Here is a 24,174-nt window from a genome sequence, read left to right as displayed (position 1 = left end):
AGGTTACTTCTTATCTTCGTCCCGCTCGTCCAGCGCGGCGAACAGGCTGCGCAGGCGGATATTGACCGCGCCCAGATTGGTGATCTCATCGATCTTGAGCTGGGTGTAGAGCTTGCCGCCCTCCTGTAAGATCTCGCGGGTCTCATCGGTGGTGATGGCGTCCACGCCGCAGCCGAAGGACACCAGCTGCACAAGATCCATATCCTTCTGGGTGGTGCAGTACTTGGCGGCGGCATAGAGGCGGCTGTGGTAGGTCCACTGGTTCAGCACGCTGGTGGGGAACTTCTCCACCCGGTTGGAGATGCTGTCCTCGGTGACGACCGCCGCGCCGTGGCGGGTGATGAGGTGGTCGATGCCGTGGTTGACCTCCGGGTCCACATGGTAGGGACGCCCGGCCAGCACGATGATGCGCCTGCCCTGACGGCGGGCTTCGTCGATGATCTCGCTGCCCTTGACCCGGATCTGTGCCATATGGGCCTCGTACTCGGCGTAGGCGGCATTGGCAGCCTCCTGCACCTCCTTCTCGGAGATGCCGCCGAAATACTTGGGCAGGATCTCCTTCGCCATCTTATGGACGAAGTCCTTCGGACGGTGGATGCCGACGTAGTCGTAGATGAACTTCTGGCCCTCCAGCTCGGGGCAGTTTCCGGCCAGCACCTCGGGGTAGTAGGCCACGACGGGGCAGTTGTAGTGGTTGTCGCCCAGCCCCTCGTCGATGTTGTAGGTCAGGCAGGGGTAGAAGATGGCATCCAGATGCATCTGGGTCAGGGCCTTGATGTGGCCGTGGCTGAGCTTGGCCGGGAAACAGGCGGTGTCACTGGGGATGGTGGCCTGACCGGCCAGATAGAGGCCGCGGCTGGACACCGGGCTGGTGTGGACGGCAAAGCCCAGCTTTGTCCAGAAAGCGTGCCAGAAGGGCAGCAGCTCGTACATATTCAGGCAGAGCGGGATGCCGATGGAGCCGCGCTTACCGGGCACAGGCTTATAGCCTGCCAGAAGCTGCTGCTTGTAGGCGTAGAGGTTGAGGCTGTTGTCCTCGCTCTTGCCGGTGACGGGCTTATCGCAGCGGTTGCCGGAGATGAACTTGCGGCCGTCGGCGAAGGTGTTGACGGTGAGCTGGCAGTGGTTGCCGCAGCCGCCGCACTTGACGCTGACCACCTTCTGGTCGAAGCGTTCCAGCTCCTCCTCGCTCATCATGGCAGAGGTGGTCTGGCCGTTCTTGCGGCACTGGCGCAGGCCGAAGAGGGCCGCGCCGTAAGCGCCCATCAGGCCGGCGATGTCGGGGCGGATGACCTCGACGCCCATCTCCTTCTCGAAGGCGCGGAGGACGGCTTCGTTGTAGAAGGTGCCGCCCTGCACGACGATCTTCCGGCCCAGCTCCTCGGGGCTGGAGGCGCGGATGACCTTATACAGCGCATTCTTGACGACGCTGATGGACAGGCCCGCCGAGATGTTCTCGATGGATGCGCCATCCTTCTGGGCCTGCTTGACCGAGCTGTTCATGAACACGGTGCAGCGGCTGCCGAGATCCACAGGACGGTCAGCAAAAAGGCCGAGGGCCGCAAACTCCTTGACGTCGTAGCCCAGCGCCTGCGCAAAGGTCTGCAAAAAGCTGCCGCAGCCGGAGGAGCACGCCTCGTTCAGGAAGATGTTGCTGATGGCACCGTCCTCGATCTTGAAGCACTTCATGTCCTGACCGCCGATGTCGATGATGAAATCCACGTCCGGCATGAAGTATTTCGCCGCCGTGAAGTGGGCCACCGTCTCCACGAGGCCGAAGTCGCAGCGGAATGCGTTTTTCACCAGCTCTTCGCCGTAGCCGGTGGTGGTCACGCTGGCCACCTTGAGGCCGGGGTGCTCTTTATAGAGCTTCAGCAGCTGCTCCCGGATGAGGGGCAGCGGGTTGCCGAGGTTGGGCTGATAGTTGGTGTAGAGGATCTGACTCTGCTCGTCCACGACCACCAGCTTGACGGTCGTTGAGCCGGAGTCGATGCCGATATGCACCGGGCCGCACTGGGCGCTGAATGCCACCCGGGGCACGCTGTGGGACATATGGCGGGCGTGGAAAGCCTCATACTCCTCCTTGCTGGCGAACAGCGGCGGCTCGCTGGCATAGGTGGCCGTAGCGGCGTACTCGTCCAGCGCGGCGGCCACGTCCGACAGGACGAACTCCTTGTCGGCGTAGAGGGCAGCGCCCAGCGCGACATAGAGCAGGCTATGCTCGGGGCAGGTGCCGGTGACGCCCAGTGCCTCATCGAAGCTCTTGCGCAGCACGGTGCTGAAGGTCAGCGGCCCGCCCAGATAGAGGATGTTGCCCTGAATGGGGCGGCCCTGTGCCAGACCGGCGATGGTCTGGTTGACCACGGCCTTGTAGATGCTGGCGGCGACATCCTCGGTCCTCGCGCCCTGATTGATGAGGGGCTGCACGTCGCTCTTGGCAAAGACGCCGCAGCGGGAGGCGATGGTGTATGTACGGGTGGCCTGTTCCGCCGCCTTGTTCATCTCATCTGCGCTCATCTTGAGCAGGGTCGCCATCTGGTCGATAAAAGCACCCGTACCGCCGGCACAGCTGCCGTTCATCCGGACTTCGGTGCCGTTGGTCAGGAACAGGATCTTCGCATCCTCACCGCCCAGCTCGATGACGCAGTCCGTCGCCGGGACGAACTTTTTGACCGCCACGCGGGTGGAGAACACCTCCTGCACGAAGGGCACGCCGCAGCTGTCGGCCAGACCCATGCCTGCCGAGCCGGAAATGCTGAGCAGCGCTTTCTGGCCGTGCAGCTGCTCTGCGTCGATGCGGCGCAGCAGCTCCTGCGCCTTCTCCAGAATATGGCTGTAGTGGCGCTCGTATGTCGAATATAAAAGGGTATCGTTTTCATCCAGCACCACGCACTTGATGGTAGTGCTGCCGATGTCAAGACCTACTCTCACAGTTGTTTTTCCTCCTGAAGGACAATGCACTCTCCCTCTGCGCGCAAAGCGTTCCTGCCCGGGCAGAAGTTGTTTGCTAACGAATCAAATACTTGACCCGCATACACAGATATTATAGTCCAAATCTGTCCGACAATCAATCATTCGGGATTATTTTACACCTTAAAAACAGTAAATTCTTCTTCTAAAGTTAAACATTTTGTTAAATCTGCAAACTTTTCTGGGGATTTTTCGCCGTTTCTGCTAAGATTCTTTACCGTCCGTCAATTTTGCAGCGCTCCCCTCCCACTCTCCTGCACAACGCAAAAGGCATCTGTCCTCTGCCCTACCGGCAGCAGTACAGATGCCTTTTTTCGTTCAGTATCTCCGCAGCAGGAGGATCTCCTGCGCTGCCCGGCTGGCGAATCGCGCCGCCCGGATGGCTTCTCCCTCACCGGAGTGCAGCACCAGCTCCGGCGGGATGGCCTCGCCGGAGGCCAGCGGGAACGCCACCTGCGCCCGGGTGCCGCCGCCGGGGCGGGCGGTCAGGGTCAGCTTCCAGCCGGCGCGGCGGCAGATGAGCCTGCAAATACGCAGGCCCAGCTTTGCGCCGCTGAGGAAGCGCCGGTTGTTCTCGATGGGGTCTTCTTCCATCAGGCCGCAGCCGTCATCCTCCACCCGGAGCACAGCACCGGTCTTTCTCTGCTTCAGGCTCACCCAGACCCTTCCGCCCGGGTCGCAGGCGCACAGGGCGTTGGAGATGAGGTGGAGCAGCAGCTGCTCTGCCTCGTCGGGTGCGCCCATGACGACGCAGTGCCCGACGCCGACGCCCTCCCGCTCGGTCATGAGCTGGATCTCCAAGGACTTCTCGATGTCCGGGGCCATCCGTTCTGCCTTTTCCAGCAGCTCGCTCACATCGAAGGGCTGCAGTTCGCATGGCTCTCCATTTTCCAGCCGATAGAGCAGCATGGCGTTGTGTACGGTGCGGCTCACCCGGGCAGACTCTATCTGGATGTCCGAAAGCGCCTGCCGGGTGGGCAGGTCGGCCGACGCCAGCAGATGCATCTGAAGATATTCCCGGTTCTGGTCGATGATGCCGAGGGCATGAAAGCACACATCCTCAAACTCCCCTTGGGGGGAGCTGCCTGCTCCATCGTTTCGCCTGCGCATTCTGCTCTACCTCCGCGTCGTGTGGTCAGCCTTCCTGCTGACTCAGTTTACTTTCCAGCGCATAGATCAGGCGGCCGATGGTCACCCGCTTGCGCTCCAGGCCATACTCTTTCCGAAAATCCAGCCATGCCTGCGTGCCGGTCGCGTCCAGCGTATCCAGCAGCCGCCGGAGCGCACTGTCCACCGCCGCGATGGTCAGGTGATGCTCCTGCGCCACCGCCCCGAGGATCTCCTTACGGATGGCCAGACGGTGGTCGGAAGCCATCATCACCCGGACGGCACCGGTCAGGTAGCGCTTGTTGGCGTCGCTGGTGTTCAGACCCCAGCTGCGGTAGATGCGCTCGCAGCGCTTTTCCAGACTCTCCGCCGGGCTGTGGGCCGGGGCACGCAGCTCCCGCAGCATATCCTCCAGTGTGGCCTGACGGATGAGGTAACATGCATCCTCCTGACTCAGGCTCTCCACGGCGGCCTTCTCATTCCGTCCGTCGTCCCGCAGAAGCACCAGAGGCTTGCGGGCCAGACCCCGCAGCCGGGGCAGGAACTGGATGCTGTCCACATCCTCGAGCCTGCCGCCCAGCACAAGAACATCCACATCGCCCTGCTCGAGCCGACGCAGCAGCGTCTGGCTGGTTCGGTAGCCGGTGCAGCGGATGGCCGGGTTGCACTCCTCAAGATAGCGCATCCAGACCCGCATCTCCCGCGGGTCATAGCTGGCCAGAGCGACGCGCCAGACAGCTTCCTGTTGTTCCTCAAAGCTCACACGACGCGCCCCCTTCCCGCAGGACTTCTGCCGCCGCTGTCTGTGGATACCAGTTGGAAATGGCATCCCGCCACAGCTCCGGCTGGACGGAATTCTCGTATAAAAATCGCAGCAGCCGCGCACATTCTTCCTGTGGGGCCGGGACCCATGCACGGGCGGCGTCCGCCGAGCCGTCCCTTGCCATCGTCCGGCTCACGCTCAGCCAGCAGCCCACCCCTGTCGGCTCCAGAGAGCAGACGAGAGTATATGCCTCCTGATATGGCTCCAGCTCCGAAAATCTTCTGACCAATGGGACATTTTGTTCCATTCTGCTTCCTCCTTGCCCCGTCTGTCCGGCCTATTCTTCCGCCGGACAAATTTTTACACATTCTCCTAATATAATATTGTAGAAAGGGCAAAAAGCAGATTCAACTTTTACTTTGCGTCATATTTCGTCGAACCCTGACGAAATTCAAGTTTAAAATTCAACGCTATACCAAGGATACCATCCACAAGGCCAAAAATCAAGAGATTTCCGGCTCATTTTCCGCATTTCAACGCTTTTCTGCTCCGGGCGCAGCGCATTTCCATCCTTCGGCAGAAATCACAGAACTTGGCACCCGCTACGACATACTTTGTTCACATTATTCTGATAAAATCATACAGATACTATGTTTTCCCGCTCCGTCCATAGACGCCGGGCGGAATAGGCCGCAGACGCTCCCCGTCCTGCTGCCGGAAAGGCAGGCCAATGCTTCAGCTTATCAACATCGAAAAGAAATACACCACCGGCGATCTGACACAGGCAGCGCTCAACGGGGTCAGCCTCAACCTCCGCGACAGTGAATTTGTCGCCATCCTCGGCCCCAGCGGCTCGGGCAAGACCACCCTGCTCAACATCATCGGCGGCCTTGACCGCTACGACAGCGGCGAACTTATCATCAACGGCATCTCCACCCGCCGCTACACTGACCGGGACTGGGACTCCTACCGCAACCACACCGTCGGCTTCGTGTTCCAGAGCTACAACCTCATCCCCCACCAGACCGTCCTCGCCAACGTCGAGCTGGCCCTGACCATCTCGGGCGTGTCGGGGGCCGAGCGCCGCCGCCGTGCTGCCGAAGCGCTGCGGCAGGTGGGTCTGGGCGACCAGCTCCACAAGCGCCCCACCGAGATGTCAGGCGGGCAGATGCAGCGCGTGGCCATCGCCCGCGCCCTTGTCAACAACCCCGACATCCTGCTGGCCGACGAACCGACCGGCGCACTGGACAGTGAGACCAGCATTCAGGTCATGGAGCTGCTGAAGGACGTCGCCAAAGACCGTCTCGTGGTCATGGTCACCCACAACCCCGAGCTGGCCGAGCAGTACGCCAACCGCATCGTCCGCCTGCGGGACGGCCTCATCACCGACGACACCCGCCCCTTCGAGCCGGACGACACCAAGCTTGCCCCGCCCATCCACAAAAACATGGGCCGCTCCTCCATGTCCCTGCTCACCTCGCTGGCCCTGAGCTTCAACAACCTGCGCACCAAAAAGGCCCGCACCCTCCTCACCGCCTTTGCGGGCAGCATCGGCATCATCGGCATCGCCCTCATCATCTCCCTGTCCGCCGGCGTCAACGCCTACATCGCCGACATGGAGCGCTCCACCCTGAGCGAATACCCGCTCCAGATCCTGAGCAGCGGCGTGGACATCACGAGCTTTCTGTCCTCGGGCAGCAGCGACGGCACCACCGCCACCGGCCTGCCCACCGATGAGGACGGCAAAAAGGACACCTCCGGCGGCGTAGAGGGAATGGTCTCGGTGCGCCAGCTCATCACCAAGATGGTATCGGGCCTGACCTCCAACGACCTCACCTCCCTGAAGAAGTACCTCGAGAGCGACGAGTCCACCATCGCGGAGGACGCCACCTCCATCGAGTATTCCTACAGTGCCCAGCCCCAGATCTACCGGCAGGACGCCGACGGCAGCGTGCATCAGGTCAACCCGGACTCCACCCTCTCGATGCTGGGTCTGGGCAATTCCGGCTCCAGCTCCACCTCCGTCACCAGCAGCCTCATGAACAGCGTGGGCAGCAACACCAGCGTCTTTTACCAGCTGCCCGCCAACAGCGATCTCTACCGCTCGCAGTATGAGGTCAAGGCCGGGCGCTGGCCCGAAAAGCCCACCGAGTGCGTCATGGTCCTGAGCAAATACGGCACCGTCACCGATTACGCCCTCTACTCCATGGGCCTGCGGGATTCTGCCGAGCTGGACAAGATGATCCAGCAGTTTGCCCAGAACCAGAGCGTCGATGTGCCCAGCGATTTTCGCACCTACAGCTACGACGAGCTGCTGGGCCTCAAGTTCAAGCTGGTGAACAGCGCCGACACCTACGTCTACGATGAAACCTACAAGGTCTGGAAGAGCAAGGCCGACGACAAGGAGTATATGCAGCAGCTGGTGGAAAACGGCGAGGACATCACCATCGTGGGCATCGTCCAGCCGGACTACACCGCCTCGGCCTCTATGCTCACCTCCGGCATCGCCTACCCCGCCTCCCTCACCGAGAAGGTCATGGAGGACGCCGCCGACAGCGACATCGTGAAGCAGCAGATGGCCGACCCCACCACCAACGTCCTCACCGGCGAGAGCTTTGGCAAGGCCGAGAGCATCCGCGACTTCGACCTCGCAAGCCTCTTCTCCATCGACACCAATGCACTGAAGGATGCGTTCCAGTTCGACGCCGCTGCCCTCGATTTCGACCTGAACGGGGCTTTCGACCTCAGCAGCGGCAGCTTCGACCTGAGCAGCCTGCTGGACTTCTCCGACTTCTCCCTCAACATCGACGAGCTGCCCGACATCGACCTCAGCGAAGCCCTCTCCGGGCTTGACCTCTCCGTCTCGCCGGAGGCGCTGCAGGACCTCGTGCAGAAGATCTTCAAGGACTACAAAAAATATATCATCGGCAACGGCATCCTCAACTTCAAGAATTGGAGCTTCTCTGCCTACCTCAAGACCGAGCGGTTCCAGAAGCTGCTGGCCGAATCCATGAAGGAACTGGTAGACCCGGACAAGCTGCAGGGCCAGCTTTCGGAGGCGCTGCAGGCCACCATCCGGACCGTGATGGACACCTACTCCGACCAGATCACCGCTGTGCTGAAAGAGCAGCTCGACGATGCCCTCCAGAAGGGCATCGCCACCTTCCAGGATCAGATCCAGACCCAGCTCAAGACGGCCATCCAGCAGAACATCGGCAAGCTGAGCAGCCAGATGGAGGGTGCCATCAAGATCGACTCGTCGGCCTTCCAGAAAGCCATCCAGCTCAACATGACCACCTCCGAGCTGACGGAGCTGATGCGCTCCACCCTCCGCTCCTCCTCGGCCACCTACGAAGCCAACCTGACGGCCTTCGGCTATGCAGATGAGGACACCCCCAGCCAGATCAAGATCTACCCGAAAGACTTCGCCAGCAAGGCGGTCATTCTGGAAAAGCTGGACGCCTACAACGCAGGGATGTCCGCGAAGGGCGAGGATGAAAAAGTGGTGCAGTACACCGACCTCGTGGGCACCCTGATGACCAGCGTGACCGAGATCGTGAACATGATCAGCAGCATGATGGTGGCCTTCGTCTCCATCTCGCTGGCCGTCTCCTCCATCATGATCGGTGTCATCACCTATATCAGCGTCCTTGAGCGCCGGAAGGAGATCGGCATCCTCCGGGCCATCGGTGCCTCCAAGCGGAACATCTCCGAGGTGTTCAACGCAGAGACCTTCATCATCGGCCTCTGCTCGGGCATCATGGGCATCGTCCTCAGCGAGATCCTCCTCATCCCCGGCAATATCATCATCCAGAAAGTCTCGGGCACCTCGACCCTCGTGGCCGCCCTGCCCGTGGACGCGGCCCTCTTCCTCGTGGCGCTGGCCACCCTGCTGACCATTCTGGCCGGCATCATCCCGGCCCGCGGCGCAGCCAAGAGCAACCCCGTCAAGGCCCTGCGCTCCGAGTAAATCTCCCCAGATCCCATTCCCGGTATCCTTTCCGCTCCGGCGGCAGGGATACCGGGATTTTTTGCCTGTTTTCCCTCTGTGCACATCCGTTAGCTTGTATCCATCCCACATGAGAACGTATTTTTTGGTCTTAAAAGTTACAAAAAGGTACGGTCGTGCCGGTAGTTTCCGGTAGTTTTCGGGAATTACCGGAAATTCGTTTCCATTTTGCTTTGTGGGCAGATCAACCTGCACAAAAGAGGGTTGATTCATTATGCACTTCTGCCAAAAGTGTTTCAGAGTTATTGATTTATTCCACAAAATGTGCCATACTATAGTCACTGAAACCGTTCCCGACATCGTTCCCATACAGTTTCAGAGAAAAAACCGTTTTCGACAAAAAGAGAGGGGTCTCCCGGAATGCCGAATCTAACCATCAAAGACATCGCACGGTTGAGCGGCTGCTCGGTGAGCACCATTTCCCGGGTCATCAACGACCGGCCCGATGTGCGGCCCGAAACGAAGGAGAAGGTGCTTCAGGTGATGCGGGAGTCGGGCTTCGTGCCCAACACCAACGCCCGTCAGCTGAAGATCCAGCAGTCCCGCAGCCTCGTCTTCGTGGTCAAGGGCACCCGGAACCTCTTCTTTTCCGACTTTCTTGTCCAGCTGCAGCGGGCCGCGACCCTCTACGGGTACAACGGCATCGTCTCCTATCTGGACGAGAACGCCAACGAGATCGACGCCGCCGAAAAGATCCTCCGGGAGATCAAGCCGAAGGGGATGATCTTCCTCGGCGGCAGTGTGGCGAACTTCCGGCAGGGCTTCTCGAACATCACGGTGCCCTCGGTGCTGGCCACGCTGGTGTCCGACGAGCTGGACTTCCCGAACCTCTCGATGGTGGGAGTGGACGACCGGGCTGCGGCCCGCACGGCCGTCTCCCACCTCCTCGCACAGGGACACCGGAAGATCGCCGTGCTGGGTGGCCCGGCCACCAGCTACCCCAGCCGGATGCGCCGCCTCGGCGCACAGGAGGCGATGGAGGACGCCGGGCTGGCCTTCGACGACCGGCTCTATGGCCTGTCAAACTACGATTTTGAGTCCGCCTATCACGCCATGAACAGTCTGCTGGCCCGCCGGGCCGAGTTCACTGCCCTGTTCGCCATGAGCGACGTCATCGCTTTCGGTGCCATCCGGGCGCTGGTAAGCGCCGGGCTTCGGGTACCGGAAGATGTCTCGGTCATCGGCTTCGACGGCATCACGATGTCCCGCTACTGCGTGCCGGTGATGACCACCATCGTCCAGCCCAGCGAGCAGATCGCCCTCCAGAGCGTCGAGCTGCTGATGCGGCAGATCGAGCATGGTGCCCCGGCCCAGAAGATCACGCTCCAGCCTGAACTTCAATTCGGCGAGAGCGTCCGGGCCATCTGAGTTATTTCGTCTCATTTCCGCCGCGGGGCGGAATGTATATATCACATGATGAAGAAGGAGAACAATTATGAAAAAGATGATCTCTCGTCGTAACTTCCTGAAGGCCGCTGGCGTTTCTGCCGCTGCTCTGGGTCTGGCTGCCTGCGGCGGCTCTTCTAGCAGCACTGCTGGCTCCACGGCCAGTTCCACCGCCGCCTCTGCCGCTCCCACTGCTTCCGGTAAGGTCTACTACCTGAACTTCAAGCCGGAGCAGGATCAGGATTGGCAGGATCTGGCCGCTGAGTACACCAAGGAGACCGGCGTGCCTGTCACCGTCGTGACCGCAGCTTCCGGCCAGTACGAGACCACCCTGATGAGCGAGATGGAGAAGAGCGAAGCTCCTACCCTGTTCCAGGTCAACGGCCCTGTGGGTCTGGCAAACTGGAAGGATTACTGCTACGACCTGTCCGGCAGCCAGCTGTACGGTGAGCTGACCAGCGACTCCTTCGCCCTGAAGGACGGCGACGCCGTCACCAGCATCGCCTACGTCATCGAGACCTACGGCATCATCTACAACAAGGAGCTGCTGACTGCCGCCGGTTACACGCAGGACGACATCAAGGGCTTCGCTGACCTGAAGAAGGTCGCCGACGACATTCAGGCCCGCAAGGCTGAGCTGGGCGTCGATGGTGCATTCACCTCCGCCGGTATGGATGGCTCTTCCGACTGGCGCTTCAAGACCCATCTGGCAAACCTGCCCATCTACTACGAGTACAAGGCTGACGGCATCGGCTCCACCGACGCCATCAAGGGCACCTACCTCGACAACTACAAGCAGATCTGGGATCTGTACATCACCGACTCCACCTGCGACCCCAAGCTGCTGGCTTCCAAGACCGGCAACGACGCTGTTGCTGAGTTCGTGGGCAAGAAGGCCGTCTTCTATCAGAACGGCACCTGGGCTTACAATGACGTGAAGGATCTGGGCGACGACAACCTCGGTATGCTGCCCATCTACATCGGCGTTGAGGGCGAGGAGAACCAGGGCCTGTGCACCGGTTCCGAGAACTTCTGGTGTGTCAACAACACCTCTTCTGAGGAAGATATTCAGGCCACTCTGGACTTCCTGTACTGGTGTGTCACCTCTGAGGCCGGCACCAGCGCGATGGCTGACAAGATGGGCTTCGTCATCCCCTTCAAGAAGGCTAAGGACTCCACCAACCCCCTGATCACCATTGCAAACCAGTATGTGGCCGACGGCAAGACCAGTGTGGACTGGTGCTTCTCCACCATGCCTTCCGAGGAGTGGAAGAATGGCGTCGGCTCCGCTTTGACCGCTTACGCCGCAGGCACCGGCGACTGGAATGCTGTCGTCACTGCCTTCGTGGATGGCTGGGCCAAGGAGTACAAGCTGGCCAACGGCTAAGCACTCTCTTTCTTCCGCAACAGTTTGACTAACGGGGGCGGGCGATCGGTTCGCCCGCCCCCTTCTTTTTCGGGAGGTATATCATGCAAAAGGCCATCAGCAAATACTGGCCGGTGTTCGTCCTGCCCACCCTGCTGGCGTTCATCATCGGCTTCATCTGGCCCTTCATCTGGGGCGTCTACCTGTCCTTCCAGCGGTTTACCACCGTCAGCAAGACCACCTTCGTGGGCTTGCAGAACTACTTCAGCGTCTTCTCGGACTCCACCTTCCTTCACGCCTTCGGCTTCACGGCGGCGTTCACCGTGGTGTCCACCGTCCTCATCAACGTCTGCGCATTCGCCATCGCACTGGTGCTCACCCGGGGCATCCGGGGCACCAACCTCTTCCGCACCGTCTACTTCATGCCGAACCTCATCGGCGGCATCCTGCTGGGCTACATCTGGCAGATCCTGCTGAACGGCGTGCTGGCCAACCTCCAGAAGCCCCTGCTGGCGCTGGACGCCAAGGCGGGCTTCGTGGGTCTGGTCATCCTGATGTGCTGGCAGCAGATCGGCTACATGATGATCATCTACGTCGCGGGCCTGCAGAGCGTCCCCGGCGACCTCATCGAGGCAGCCAAGATCGACGGTGCCAACGACCGTGAGATCCTCTTCAAGATCAAGATCCCGATGGTCATGCCCAGCGTCACCATCTGCACCTTCCTTACCCTGACCAACAGCTTCAAGCTCTTCGACCAGAACGTGGCTCTGACCGCCGGTGAGCCTGCAAACGCCAGTGAGATGCTGGCCCTGAACATCTACAACACCTTCTACGGCCGCTCCGGCGCTCAGTGGAAGGGCATCGGTCAGGCAAAGGCCGTGGTATTCTTCCTCGTCGTCGTGGTCATCTCGCTCATCCAGCTTAAATTTACCCGCTCCAAGGAGGTGCAGCAGTAATGCCGAAAGAGAAAAAAATGTGGGACAACGTCCTCACCGTCATCATGAGCCTGCTGTGCCTGCTCTGGATCTACCCCATCGTCCTTATCCTGCTGAACAGCCTGAAGAAGGAGGGCACCTTCACCACCTCCACGGTCTTTAAGCTGCCCACTGCGGAGACCTTCGCAGGCCTGTCCAACTACATCTACGGCGTCACCAAGATGGGCTTCCTGTCCAGCCTCGGCTACAGCCTCGTCATCACCGTGTCCAGCGTGGCCCTCATCCTGCTGTGCTGCTCCATGACCGGCTGGTATCTCACCCGCGTGAACAACAAGCTCAGCAAGTTCATGAACCTGCTCATCGTCTTCTCGATGGTCGTCCCCTTCCAGATGGTCATGTTCACCCTTTCCAAGACCGCTGATACCCTCAATCTGAACACCCCGTGGAACATCTGCATCATCTATCTGGGCTTCGGTGCCGGTCTGGCCGTCTTCATGTTCACCGGCTTCATGAAGAGCGTCCCCATGGAGATCGAGGAAGCCGCCATGATCGACGGCTGCAACCCCATCCAGATCTTCTTCAAGGTCGTCTTCCCCATCCTCAAGCCCACCATGATCTCCACCGCCATCCTTGAGACGATGTGGGTCTGGAACGACTACCTGCTGCCCACGCTGGTGCTGGACATCAAGAAGTACCGCACCATCCCCATGGCCATCCAGTACTTCCGCGGCGGCTATGGCCGCGTGGAGCTGGCTCCCATGATGGCCTGCATCATCATCGCCATCATCCCCATCATCATCCTTTACATGACCTGCCAGAAGTACATCATCGAGGGTGTCGTGGCAGGTGCAGTCAAGGGCTAAGACAAGGAGGTTTCATCCATGCGTGCGAGCGGCATTCTGATGCCCGTCTTCAGCCTGCCGGGGCCTTACGGCATCGGCACGCTGGGAGGCGAAGCCTTCGCCTTTGTCGATTTCCTTGCGGCTGCAAAGCAGACCTACTGGCAGATCTTACCCATCGGCCCCACAGGCTACGGGGACAGCCCCTACCAGAGCTTCTCTGCCTTTGCAGGCAACCCCTACTTCATTGATTACCGGCTGCTGGCAGCAGATGGTCTGCTGACGGAGGACGAGCTTCCCTCCCCTCAGCCCGCAGAGCGCATCGATTATGGCGCGCTCTACCAGCAGCGGCCCGTCGTCCTTCGCAAGGCGGCGAAGCGTCTGCTGGCGGCCCCCACTCCGGCCTACAAGGCCTTCTGCGAGGCCCAGAGCGACTGGCTTGAGGACTATGCCCTCTTCATGGCCGTCAAGGCCGAGCAGCAGCAGGCCGGACTTTCCGACTGGCCCGATGACCTGCGCACCCGGGAGCCTGCGGCTCTCGCCGCCGCCAAGGCGCGGCTGGCCGCTGAGGTGAACTACCACAAGGCCGTGCAGTTCTTCTTCTACACCCAGTGGAATGCCCTCAAGGCCTACGCCAACGGCCACGGCATCCAGCTGGTGGGCGACATCCCCATCTACGTCAGCCCGGACTCCAGCGACCTCTGGACACGTCCGGAATTGTTCCAGACCGATGGAGCCGTCCATCTGACCAATGTGGCCGGGTGCCCGCCCGACGCCTTTGCCGCCGACGGCCAGCTCTGGGGCAACCCGCTCTACGACTGGCCCCGCCATGAGGCCGAGGACTTCCGCTGGTGGAAACGGCGTATCAAGCACGCCACCTCCATCTACGATGTCGTCCGCATCGACCATTTCCGGGGCTTCGAGAGCTATTATTCCATCCCCGCCGGGAATAAGACCGCTGCGGGCGGCCACTGGGAGAAGGGGCCTGACCGGGCCTTCATCGACGCCATGCACAAGGCGCTGGGCGAAGGCGGCATCATCGCCGAGGACCTCGGCTACCTTACCCCCGAGGTCAAGACCATGCTGGCCGCCAGCGGCTACCCGGGCATGAAGATCATGCAGTTCGCCTTCGACAGCCGCGAGCCGGGCAACTATCTGCCCTACACCTACCCCCGCAACAGCGTGGTCTACACCGGCACCCACGACAACGTGACCACCGAGGGCTGGCGTCAGAGCGCCAGCCCCGAGGACGTGGCCTACGCCTGCCGTTACCTGCGCTGTACACCGGAAGACCTCACCGAAGCCATGATCTGCGCCTGCCTCTCCTGCGTGTCGGATATGGCCATCATCCCGCTGGCCGACTGGCTCCATCTGGACGCCGAGGCCCGCATCAATACCCCCAGTACGCAGGGTGCGAACTGGCAGTGGCGGCTCACCCAGCCGCTCACCCCAGCCCTCAGTGCCCACATCGCCGCGCTGACCGCGCTGTACCACCGCGTACCGGGCGAGGAACTCTGAGCTTTCCCCATTCTCCGCTTCATCCTGATAGCAGCAGCGCCCCGCCTGCCGCTCCCTTACCGGAACGCAGATGGGGCGCTGCTGTTTTCTGTGTTTTCAGCGAAATTTTAACACAACATTTTTTCGGAGCCTTTACCGGGGCATCTTCTTTATATTTTAGCGTTTTTCCGTCTGTTTCACTTGATTTTTATGCTTTGGTGTCCCAAATCCCGTTCCGATTCTGTTTCTGCGCTCTCTTGTTGTTTTTCGGCAGTTATGCTATAATCCAAATAGTTTAGTCTCCGTCTCCGGCGGAGCGTATGTGTGAAAGGAGCATTCCCCCTATGGAACTTACATATCAGAGTCCGATGATGCCGGCTGCTTATGCCGTCATCTCTGCCGACGAGATGACCTACATCGACGGCGGTGCCCTTCAGATCGGTTCTTACCTCATCGAATTTCACCCCGAGAACCTTCTCACTGCCGCTGTGAACTTCACGGTCAACTTCGCCCAGCTGATGGGCAAGGCTGCCCTTACGGCGGCCGTGGGCGGCCTGCTTCTGATGCACGAGGACGGCCTGACCCTGTCCCAGTCCGTCTCCTATTACTGGGACGGCCAGAGCAAGGCCGGTAAGGTCGGCACCGTGGTCGTCGGCGGTCTCGCAGGCTGGTACGGCGTCCTCAAGGGCATCCAGATCTATAACACGGCAAAGTCCCTCTACATCGAGCTGAAGAACGCTTACGAGCAGACCAAGGCCAACCGCGCGGCGGCACAGGCCGGCGTTCTGGCGGCTGCATAAGCGCTTCTGCCTGACCCGATGGAGCGATAGAAAGGAGTCGTTGTATGAAACGTATCCAGATGCCTTCTTCCTATGCTGTTGTGACGGAAGAAGAAAAGGAGCTTCTGGGCGGCGGCGGAGCCTTCCGCGACGCTTGGGACTCATTTACGGACCACCTCCGCCTCAATGATTTCTTCTTTAGAGGCGGGCTGCTGTCCCTTTCCATTTCGTTCATCCCGATGCTGCTGTTCAATGTGGTCAAAGCCGGATTCCACGTGGCAGAAAACGTCCACACCTTCCTGTTCGGCGGCCCCAGCAAGGCAGCGACGGACATCGAGAACTACAGAAATGATATGCACGCTCTGCACGAGGACATGAAAGCCCAGCGCCTGTGAGCTTTCCCCAAACGAAACGATGCCCTGCGGCGGTGGGTCTCCACCATGCCGCAGGGCATTTTCTTTGTGTTCACAGGACCTGCATCGCCCCCTGCTCCCGCAGACAGAGCAGATAGCAGCAGCCCGGGCCGAAGATGGATTCCATTGCGGCACAGTAGCGCTCCACCAGTGCATCCGGCACAAAGGCCTGTATCGTCCCGGCAAAGCCGCCGCCCTGCATCCGCCATGCGCCCCCGCTCCCTGCGAGGATGCTCTGGCTGAGAGCCAGCGCCGCCGACAGGCCCTGATATTGGGGCGAGGCGGCGCAGTAGACGTTCTGACAGAGTTCAAAGGAGGAGTGGCCGCTCGCCTCCACCAGCCGGACAAAGGCGGCGAAGTCCCCCGCCGTGAGCGCTTCTCTTTGGGCAAGGGTTCGGGCGTTCTCCTCAAAATAGTGGATGGCCCGCAGCACGGCGCGGTCGCCGCAGCACGCCCGCAGCCGGGGCAGCTCCTGCCAGAAGCGGGCCTCGCTGACCTCGCCCAGCACCTTTCCGCCCAGACAGGCCGCCACTGCCTCCATCTCCTTCCGGATGGCCGCGAACTCGCCGGTCAGCTCACTGTGGCTGGCCCGGGTGTCGGTGACGCAGAGGGTCATCCCCTCCGGCAGGACACCGTCGGCGTGGATTTTCTCGATCTTCGGCGCAGCCGGGTCGGCAAAATCGGCAAAGAGCACACCGCCCACGGCGCTGGTCAGCTGGTCCAGCAGGCCGCTGGGCTTTCCGAAATAGGCATTCTCCGCAAACTGGCAGATCCGGGCCAGCGCCGGGGCATCAAGGCCGCAGCCATACTCCGTGTTGAGGATGACCGCCATCCCCATCTCAAAGGCCGCCGAGCTGGAAAGCCCCGAGCCGCGGAGCACATCGCTGGCTGTGTAGGCATCGAAGCCGCCGATGCCGAACCCCTTGGTGCGGAGGCCATCGGCGATGCCCCGGATGAGGCTTGCCGAGTGGGTGCTTTCGCCCTGCTGCGGCTCGGCCTCGGTCAGGTCGATGACGTCCAGTTTGTTGAAGCCCCGGGATTTGACCCGGATGAAGCCGTCCTCGTTCCGGGACGCCACCGCCACGAGGTCAAGGGTGACAGCGCCCGCAAGGCCGTAGCCGTGCTGGTGGTCGGTGTGGTTGCCGCCCAGCTCGGTGCGCCCAGGGGCAGAATAGACCTGCACCTGCCGCCCCGGCCCATAGTAAAGTTCGAACTGGTCGAGTGCCGCGCAGTAGCGGCTGCGCTGACGGTCAAGCACGCTCTTGCTACCGCCGTAGAGCGCGGCCAGCGCGGCGTCCCGCTTTCCCGCTGCGATCTCGTCTCTGAGCTGTCTGCTGGTTGCCATCCAGAACCCCTCCCCTGCGCTCTCTGAGATGTTCGGTTTGTTACCGCTATTGTAATGCATCCGGTGCCATTTTGCAATTTCAACCCGCAAAAAAAGTAATTTTTGGTGTCCAGCCCAAAGAATAAGATGTACTTTTGTTGAATTTGCAGGGGCAAATGTGGTATACTTTGGCTATAGAGCCAACAGGCAGGAGGGAACCGCAATGGCAGACGTCTATAAACAGTCCTTCAAACAGAATTACACCAACAACATCGAGCTGTCTATCTTCAACTGCGGTCTGGAGCGCTGCGCTCCGGGGCAGACATGGGGACCCGGCATCCGGGACCACTACCTCATCCATCTGGTCGTCTCCGGCAAGGGGGTATTCGAGGTCGGCGGGCGCACCTACGAGGTGACGCCGGGCGATCTGTTCTTCGCTCGCCCCAGCCAGCTCATCCGCTATACGGCCGACGAGACCCAGCCCTGGGAGTACAGCTGGGTCGGCTTCAACGGAGCCTGCGCCCATAAGCTGGCCGCGCAGCTGCCCTTTACGGACACTGCCCCCGTCCACCATACGCAGGACCTTGAGGGGATGCGGGCTGCCCTGAGCAGCATCTACTCCTCTCGCGGATTGCAGCCGCAGGATGAGGCCGCAATGGTGGGCTACCTCTACCTGTTCATCTCCGCCCTGATGCGGGAGACCAGCGAGAGCCGCCCCCACAGCACCTCTTCCTCCAGCCAGTACGTCCTGAACGCCATCAAGTACATCCAGTTCAACTACTCCCACGACATCTCCATCGACGACGTCGCCAAGAGCGTCGGCGTCTCCCGCAGCCACCTCTACCGGGTGTTCATGCTCAACGTGGGCAAAAGCCCCATTGATTACCTGACCGAATACCGGGTCAACGAGGCCTGCAAGCTGCTGCGGGGCGGCACCCTGTCCATCGCCGAGGTGGCGGCGTCCGTGGGCTTCCTCGACCAGTTCTATTTTTCGCGGGTGTTCAAGCGCGCCAAGGGTGTGCCGCCCAGCAAGTATATGACCTCGCAGGCTGACGCAGACGTCCAGCCCGCCCCTGACGAGACATAAGGAGAAATTCATCCATGCCCTTACAAAAAAATCAGCTTCTCACCCTGCGCATCGAGCGTCTTTCCAACGATGGCAGCGGCGTGGCCCACTCGTCGGAGGGCGAGGCCGTCTTTGTCCCGGGCACTGCCCCCGGCGACGAGGCGCAGGTGCGCATCGTCAAGGACTGCGGCCGGTACGCCTTCGGCATTCTGGACAAGCTGCTCACCCCTTCGCCGGACCGCATCCCGGTGGACTGCGCGGTAGCCGGCCCCTGCGGCGGCTGCAGCCTGCGGCATCTGGATTATGCTGCCGAACTGCGTGCCAAGCAGGAGAGCGTCGCCGACGCCTTCCGCCGCATCGGCGGGCTGGATGTGCCTGTGCTGGACGCCCTCCCCTCCCCTGAGGTAGACCGCTACCGCAACAAAGTCCAGTTCCCGGTGGGCCGCGATAAGGACGGCGCACCCTGCATCGGTTTTTACGCCGGGCACACCCACCGCATCGTCCCCTGCCCCGACTGCAAGCTGCAGCCCGGCGTCCTGAACGACATCGGCAACACTCTCTGCGCCTTCTTCGCTGCCCACGGCATCCAGCCCTATGACGAAGAGCGCGGCAAGGGCCTCGTGCGGCACATCTTCCTGCGCCGGGGCGCACACAGCGGCCAGATCATGGTCTGCCTCGTCTGCACCCGCCCGAAGCTCCCCCACAGCGATGAGTTGGTAGCTCTGCTCCGGGAAAAGTTCCGCGATATTGCCACCATCCTCATCAATGTCAACGCCAAAAAGACTAATGTCATCCTCGGTGAGGAGAGCGTGACCCTCTATGGCCCGGGCTGCATCGAGGACACCCTCTGCGGCGTGCCCGTCCGCCTCGGCCCCCTCTCCTTCTATCAGGTCAACACGCTGGCTGCCGAGCGCCTCTACGGCGTCGCCGCCGAATACGCCCAGCTTGAGCCGGACGATGTCCTGCTCGACCTCTACTGCGGCATGGGCACCATCGGCCTCTCGATGGCCGGCCACTGCCGTGAGCTGATCGGCGTGGAGATCATTCCCGAGGCCATCGACAGTGCCAAGGCCAATGCCGCCCGGATGGGCGATGCCGTCGCCGCCAAGAGCCGCTTCTTCTGTGCCGATGCCGGCGAGGCCGCTGCCCGCCTCGCCGCCGAGGGCCTGCGGCCTGACGTCATTATACTCGACCCGCCCCGCAAGGGCTGCGATGAGACGACCCTTTCCGCCGTCGTCCAGATGTCCCCCCGCCGGGTGGTCTACGTCAGCTGCAACCCCTCCACCGCCGCCCGCGACGCCGCGTGGCTCGGACAGCATGGGTATCGCGCCGAGAAGGTGCAGCCCGTGGATCTGTTTCCGCGAACGAAGCATGTGGAATGTGTAGTTGCACTTTCCAAGGGTGAGATCGACTCCAAAAAAGTCCGTGTAGAGTTCTCCTTGGAGGGCATGGACACTTCAGGATTGCAGAAGGGTGCGACCTATCCTGAAATCAAAGCCCGCGTGTTGGAACAAACTGGGCTGAAGGTATCTTCCCTGTATATCTCGCAGGTTAAGCAGAAATGCGGTCTGGAGGTACGAGAGAACCACCACAAGGCGAAGTCCGAAAATGTGAAGCAGCCTCAGTGTCCGAAGGAGAAAGAGGATGCGATTGTGGAGGCTCTGCGGCATTTTCAGATGATTTGATTTACAGTATGTCCGTCTGATTTTCAGACGGGCATTTTCTTTTGCCGGAATATGGTGTTTCCACTTTTATCGTGGTACAATAGATGTAAGAATCATTTTTCAGGAAAAGCATCCTGCTATCCGATTTATAGGACACCCATTGTTGTAAAATCAGGATGTCCACCTATCACAAAAACAAGGAGCAACGTATGCCAAACGATAAGATCACCGCCGTAGGTGCCAACATTGCCGAAAAAGCCGCCATGATCTGGAACGTGGCTGATATGCTGCGGGGGCCGTTCAAGCCCCACGAGTACGGTCTGGTCATTCTGCCCATGACCGTGGTGAAGCGATTCCACGACTGCCTGCTGCCCACCCATCAGGCAGTGCTGGACACCTACGAGAAGGTGAAAAAGCTGCAGGTCATCGACGGCTTTTTGCAGAAGGCCTCCGGTTACCAGTTCTATAACACCAGCCGGTTCACCTTCGAGACCCTGCTGGCAGACCCGGACAACATTGAGTCCAACTTCCGGGATTACCTGTCCGGTTTCTCTGCCAACGCACAGGATGTGCTGGCAAAGTTCGACTTTGACAACATCATCAAGCGGATGGTGGAAAGCAACACCCTCTACCTCGTTATCAAGGAGTTCGGCTCTGAGAAGGGCTATCTTGGCCCGGACAAGATCAGCGCCGTGGATTGCGGCTACATCTTCGAGGACCTGGTGCGGCGGTTCTCCGAGAGCTTTGGCGAGGAAGCCGGAGCCCACTTCACCAGCCGGGATATCATCTACCTGATGACCGACCTGCTGCTGTCTGAAGCCGATCTCGATACCAGCAGCATGACCGTTTACGATATGGCCATGGGAACCAGCCAGATGCTGAGCTGCATGGAGGAGCGCATCCACGAGCTGAACAGCGACATTGAGGTGACCTGCTTCGGGCAGGAGTTCAACCCCTCCACCTTTGCCATCGCCAAGGCGGACATGATGATCCGGGGCGGCGACCCCAACAATATGCGGTTCGGTGATACTCTGTCGGAAGATCAGTTCCCCGGGTTCACCTTCCAATACATCATCTCCAACCCGCCCTTCGGCATTGACTGGAAGCGGGAGCAGAAGGCGGTGGAAGCCGAAGCAGCCCGGGGCGAGATGGGGCGTTTTGCGCCCGGTCTGCCCAAGATCAGCGATGGTCAGCAGCTTTTTGTGCTGAACGGCCTTGCCAAGCTGGCAAACAAAGGCAAGATGGCCATTATCCAGAACGGCTCTCCCCTGTTCAGCGGCGACGCCGGCAGCGGGCCCAGCAACATCCGGCAGTATATTCTGGAAAACGACTGGCTGGACTGCATCATCCAGCTTTCCACCGATATGTTCATGAATACCGGCATCTCCACCTACATCTGGGTGCTCAGCAAGGATAAGCCCGCCCACCGTGCGGGCAAGGTGCAGCTTATTGACGCCAGCCACTGCTTTGAGCCACGCCGCAAGAGCATCGGCACCAAGCGCAACGACATCACCGATGCCTGCCGGGAGCTGATCGTCACCGCCTACGGCGAGTTTGCCAACGGCAAGGTGTACGGCGACAAAAACGGCATCTACTGCGAGAGCAAGGTGTTCGAGAGTGTGGAGTTCGGCTACAACAAGATCGTGGTGGAGCGTCCCCAGCGGGACGAGGCGGGCAACGTCATCCTGAAACGCGGCAAACCCGTGCCGGACACCAGCCTGCGGGACACCGAAAACGTGCCGCTGGTGCAGGATATTGACGCCTACTTTGCCCGGGAAGTTCTGCCCTACGCCCCCGACGCATGGATCGACCACAGCAAGACCAAGGTGGGCTACGAGATCCCCATGACCCGCTATTTCTACGAGTATCAGGCACCGGAAGCCGTGGAGGATATCGTGGCACGCATCACCGCACTGGAACAGGATATCTCCGCCGGGCTGGCAGAGCTGTTCCATAAGGAGGGCTGACCATGGCACGGAAAATGAAAGACAGCGGCATTGAATGGATTGGGGAGATTCCGGAGGAGTGGGAAATCGTTCCTGTTCGCTCATGTTTTGATGAAGTCAGGACAAAGAACACTGATGGTCAAGAGCAAAACGCCTTGCAGTTCAAATCCGGTAATATTATTAGTAAAACCAATTTCAATGCAAGCATGGATGATTACGTCGCAGATACCATTACCAATTACACTGTCGTCTTGCCCGATACTGTTATGATTAACGGCTTGAACCTCAACTATGATTTCAAGTCTCTGCGTGTTGCTTTGGTTAAGGAGAAGGGCGTAATAACTTCAGCCTATCTTGCAATTTTTCCAGATAGAAAAAAGATTTCCCCTCAGTATGCAACTTACCTTTTCAAAGGTTATGAAACCAAAATGGCTTTTCATAACATGGGTGCCGGCATTCGCAAAACATTGGGCTACAAAGAGTTCAAAAATCAACCGCTGTTATTGCCCAGCGAAAAAGAACAGAATAAAATCTCCGCATATTTGGATTCAAAATGTTCCCATATTGACATCATGCTTTCTAAAATTCGCTCCAGCATTGAGGAATACAAAAAGCTCAAGCAGACTGTTATTACGCAGGCTGTTACCAAAGGCATACGTGGTGAGCGTGAGATGAAGGATAGCGGGGTTGAGTGGATTGGGGAGATTCCGAAAGAGTGGGTTATTCAAAAAATCAAGTCGATTTCTTCGCGTATCAATGTTGGTGTCGTTATACGTCCTTCTGAATATTTTGACGAAAACGGAACTGTTCCATTTTTACGCGGCATAAACGTAAAAGAATACCTTATCTCTTCAGATAACATGGTCTATATCAATGAATCCAGCAATCGTATTCTTTCAAAATCACAAGTCCATACAGATGACATTCTAATAGTTCGTGATGGAAGCATTGGTACTTCCTGCGTTGTTCCGGCAGAATTTGATGGTGCAAATGTAGTTTCCATGGTTATTGCCACCCCTTCGATTAGCTGTGATTCTCGTTTCATCTGCTACTCTTTGAATTCTGATGTTGGCAAGACACAATTTACTTTAACAAAAATTGGTTCAGCGTTAACACATACAAGCATTAGTGCCGTTTCGGATATTATTGTTGCCGTTCCATCTTGCGCAGAACAAAAAGAAATCGCCGACTATCTTGACGCCAAGTGCGTTGAGATTGACGGGTTGATTGCAAAGAAAGAGCAGCTGGTAAAAGAACTGGAAAGCTATAAGAAAAGTTTGATTTATGAGGTTGTAACGGGGAAACGGGAGGTGTAAACTTATGAAAGATAGTGAATCTCCAAGAAGCGGAATCCTAGATTGTGAAAACGGCTCTGCTTCATTTTATTGTAATGATTTCAACTTTTATATCATGAACAATTTTATCAAACGAGAAGATACTTACTATCCACAAGATACCTTTTCTCTAAAGACTGACAATCAGTTTATTCACGGATTGACACATGATGGACAAAGTATCGCTATTTTTGTCGGCGATACTAATACTTCTTCACTCACATCAGTTTTTGAGCTGCAAACATCCGCATATCTCGTTCAATGTTCTAATCGAACTGATTGTAATTGGGACTCCTTTGATAGTATCGAATTTCGCGGTGGAGTATTAAATAATTTATTTTCCTATCGCAACATTTCAGTAACTTATATTCCTGGAGGCTATACCGTCAAAGATGATGACTATATGCTAAGCGATTCAATAGGCACACCCTACGGAAATATTGAAGTAGACATCGGTTGGTATACTGCTCATAATGTAAATCCGAAAGAACTTACAGCCAGTCAAAACACCGCCTATATGCGTTTCATTTTTGAAAAACCTCTTTCGCTGGAAGATGTTTTCAAAAACATCGAAACTGCTCGTTCTCTCGTCAAATTCATGTCTTATAGAGATAATGTCGAATTTAATTCAATCAATCTTCAAAAGCGTTATATGCTAGATACTCCAGATGGGCCAATTGAAGATTTTTATAATGATGAACAAGTTATCATTCGGAATAATTTTGCTCCATCTCAAAAGCGACCTGTAGATTCAATTTGTTATGATGACCTAGGTA

Annotated in this window: 18 protein-coding genes; 13 read left to right on the top strand and 5 right to left on the bottom strand. The window is 58.7% G+C overall.

The features are described from left to right. Positions 1-3: 3 nt before the first annotated feature. The 4 genes from ACT8X9_RS00645 to ACT8X9_RS00630 form a co-directional block, all read right to left on the bottom strand. Positions 4-2,931: an acyl-CoA dehydratase activase gene (locus ACT8X9_RS00645; RefSeq protein WP_444267780.1), complete on the bottom strand. Its 2,928-nt coding sequence runs from the start codon at positions 2,929-2,931 to the stop codon at positions 4-6. A 357-nt stretch (positions 2,932-3,288) separates the two neighbouring features. After that, positions 3,289-4,026, bottom strand: a complete 738-nt coding sequence (locus ACT8X9_RS00640; RefSeq protein WP_444267779.1) for a sensor histidine kinase — start codon at positions 4,024-4,026, stop codon at positions 3,289-3,291. A gap of 79 nt (positions 4,027-4,105) precedes the next feature. Further along, a complete protein-coding gene (locus tag ACT8X9_RS00635; protein WP_227620064.1) occupies positions 4,106-4,840 on the bottom strand; it encodes a hypothetical protein in 735 nt (244 codons plus the stop codon). Beyond that, entirely contained in the window at positions 4,830-5,147 is a 318-nt protein-coding gene (locus tag ACT8X9_RS00630; protein ID WP_444267778.1) for a hypothetical protein, read from the bottom strand. The genes ACT8X9_RS00635 and ACT8X9_RS00630 overlap by 11 nt, the downstream gene beginning before the upstream one ends. Before the next feature lie 423 nt (positions 5,148-5,570). Here ACT8X9_RS00630 and ACT8X9_RS00625 point away from each other — a divergent pair, with 423 nt between their 5' ends. From ACT8X9_RS00625 to ACT8X9_RS00590, 8 genes are all read left to right on the top strand, one after another. Beyond that, positions 5,571-8,810, top strand: coding sequence for an ABC transporter ATP-binding protein/permease (locus ACT8X9_RS00625; RefSeq protein ID WP_444267777.1), 3,240 nt, complete (start codon positions 5,571-5,573; stop codon positions 8,808-8,810). 399 nt (positions 8,811-9,209) lie between these two features. Then, positions 9,210-10,217 (top strand): LacI family DNA-binding transcriptional regulator, encoded by a 1,008-nt coding sequence (locus ACT8X9_RS00620; protein ID WP_249234486.1) that lies wholly within the window; start codon positions 9,210-9,212, stop codon positions 10,215-10,217. Positions 10,218-10,284: 67 nt separating this feature from the next. Next, positions 10,285-11,622: an ABC transporter substrate-binding protein gene (locus tag ACT8X9_RS00615; protein WP_444267776.1), complete on the top strand. Its 1,338-nt coding sequence runs from the start codon at positions 10,285-10,287 to the stop codon at positions 11,620-11,622. Between the two features lie 83 nt (positions 11,623-11,705). Continuing rightward, positions 11,706-12,557, top strand: a complete 852-nt coding sequence (locus tag ACT8X9_RS00610; protein WP_444267775.1) for a carbohydrate ABC transporter permease — start codon at positions 11,706-11,708, stop codon at positions 12,555-12,557. Beyond that, the gene (locus ACT8X9_RS00605; RefSeq protein ID WP_249234484.1) at positions 12,557-13,399 is read left to right on the top strand and encodes a carbohydrate ABC transporter permease; all 843 of its coding nucleotides are present in this window, start codon (positions 12,557-12,559) and stop codon (positions 13,397-13,399) included. Before ACT8X9_RS00610 ends, ACT8X9_RS00605 begins: the two co-directional genes overlap by 1 nt. Positions 13,400-13,417: 18 nt before the next feature. Next, entirely contained in the window at positions 13,418-14,893 is a 1,476-nt protein-coding gene (gene malQ, locus ACT8X9_RS00600; protein WP_444267774.1) for a 4-alpha-glucanotransferase, read from the top strand. 323 nt (positions 14,894-15,216) lie between these two features. Further along, positions 15,217-15,672: a hypothetical protein gene (locus ACT8X9_RS00595; protein ID WP_249234482.1), complete on the top strand. Its 456-nt coding sequence runs from the start codon at positions 15,217-15,219 to the stop codon at positions 15,670-15,672. A gap of 44 nt (positions 15,673-15,716) precedes the next feature. Then, complete coding sequence (locus ACT8X9_RS00590; RefSeq protein ID WP_412589746.1) at positions 15,717-16,046, top strand: hypothetical protein; 330 nt, start codon at positions 15,717-15,719, stop codon at positions 16,044-16,046. A 70-nt stretch (positions 16,047-16,116) separates the two neighbouring features. Here ACT8X9_RS00590 and ACT8X9_RS00585 read toward each other — a convergent pair whose 3' ends face one another. Continuing rightward, complete coding sequence (locus ACT8X9_RS00585; protein WP_444267773.1) at positions 16,117-17,409, bottom strand: galactokinase; 1,293 nt, start codon at positions 17,407-17,409, stop codon at positions 16,117-16,119. Between the two features lie 202 nt (positions 17,410-17,611). Between ACT8X9_RS00585 and ACT8X9_RS00580 the strand changes: the two genes are divergently transcribed. From ACT8X9_RS00580 to ACT8X9_RS00560, 5 genes are all read left to right on the top strand, one after another. Beyond that, positions 17,612-18,475 carry an AraC family transcriptional regulator gene (locus ACT8X9_RS00580; protein WP_249234479.1) on the top strand — a complete coding sequence of 288 codons (864 nt, stop codon included), beginning with the start codon at positions 17,612-17,614 and terminating at the stop codon, positions 18,473-18,475. Positions 18,476-18,489: 14 nt separating this feature from the next. Beyond that, a complete protein-coding gene (gene rlmD, locus ACT8X9_RS00575) occupies positions 18,490-20,139 on the top strand; it encodes a 23S rRNA (uracil(1939)-C(5))-methyltransferase RlmD (RefSeq protein ID WP_444267772.1) in 1,650 nt (549 codons plus the stop codon). 188 nt (positions 20,140-20,327) lie between these two features. Next, entirely contained in the window at positions 20,328-22,085 is a 1,758-nt protein-coding gene (locus ACT8X9_RS00570) for a type I restriction-modification system subunit M (protein WP_112090143.1), read from the top strand. Between the two features lie 2 nt (positions 22,086-22,087). After that, complete coding sequence (locus ACT8X9_RS00565) at positions 22,088-23,380, top strand: restriction endonuclease subunit S (RefSeq protein WP_444267771.1); 1,293 nt, start codon at positions 22,088-22,090, stop codon at positions 23,378-23,380. Between the two features lie 4 nt (positions 23,381-23,384). Beyond that, the coding region (locus tag ACT8X9_RS00560; RefSeq protein WP_444267770.1) for a hypothetical protein at positions 23,385-24,174 on the top strand (790 nt) is incomplete at its 3' end.

Source organism: Faecalibacterium sp. (assembly GCF_052358865.1).
GTDB lineage: Bacteria > Bacillota > Clostridia > Oscillospirales > Ruminococcaceae > Faecalibacterium > Faecalibacterium butyricigenerans.
Note: the sequence above shows the minus strand (reverse complement) of the source record. Positions and strands in the feature narration are given on the sequence as shown.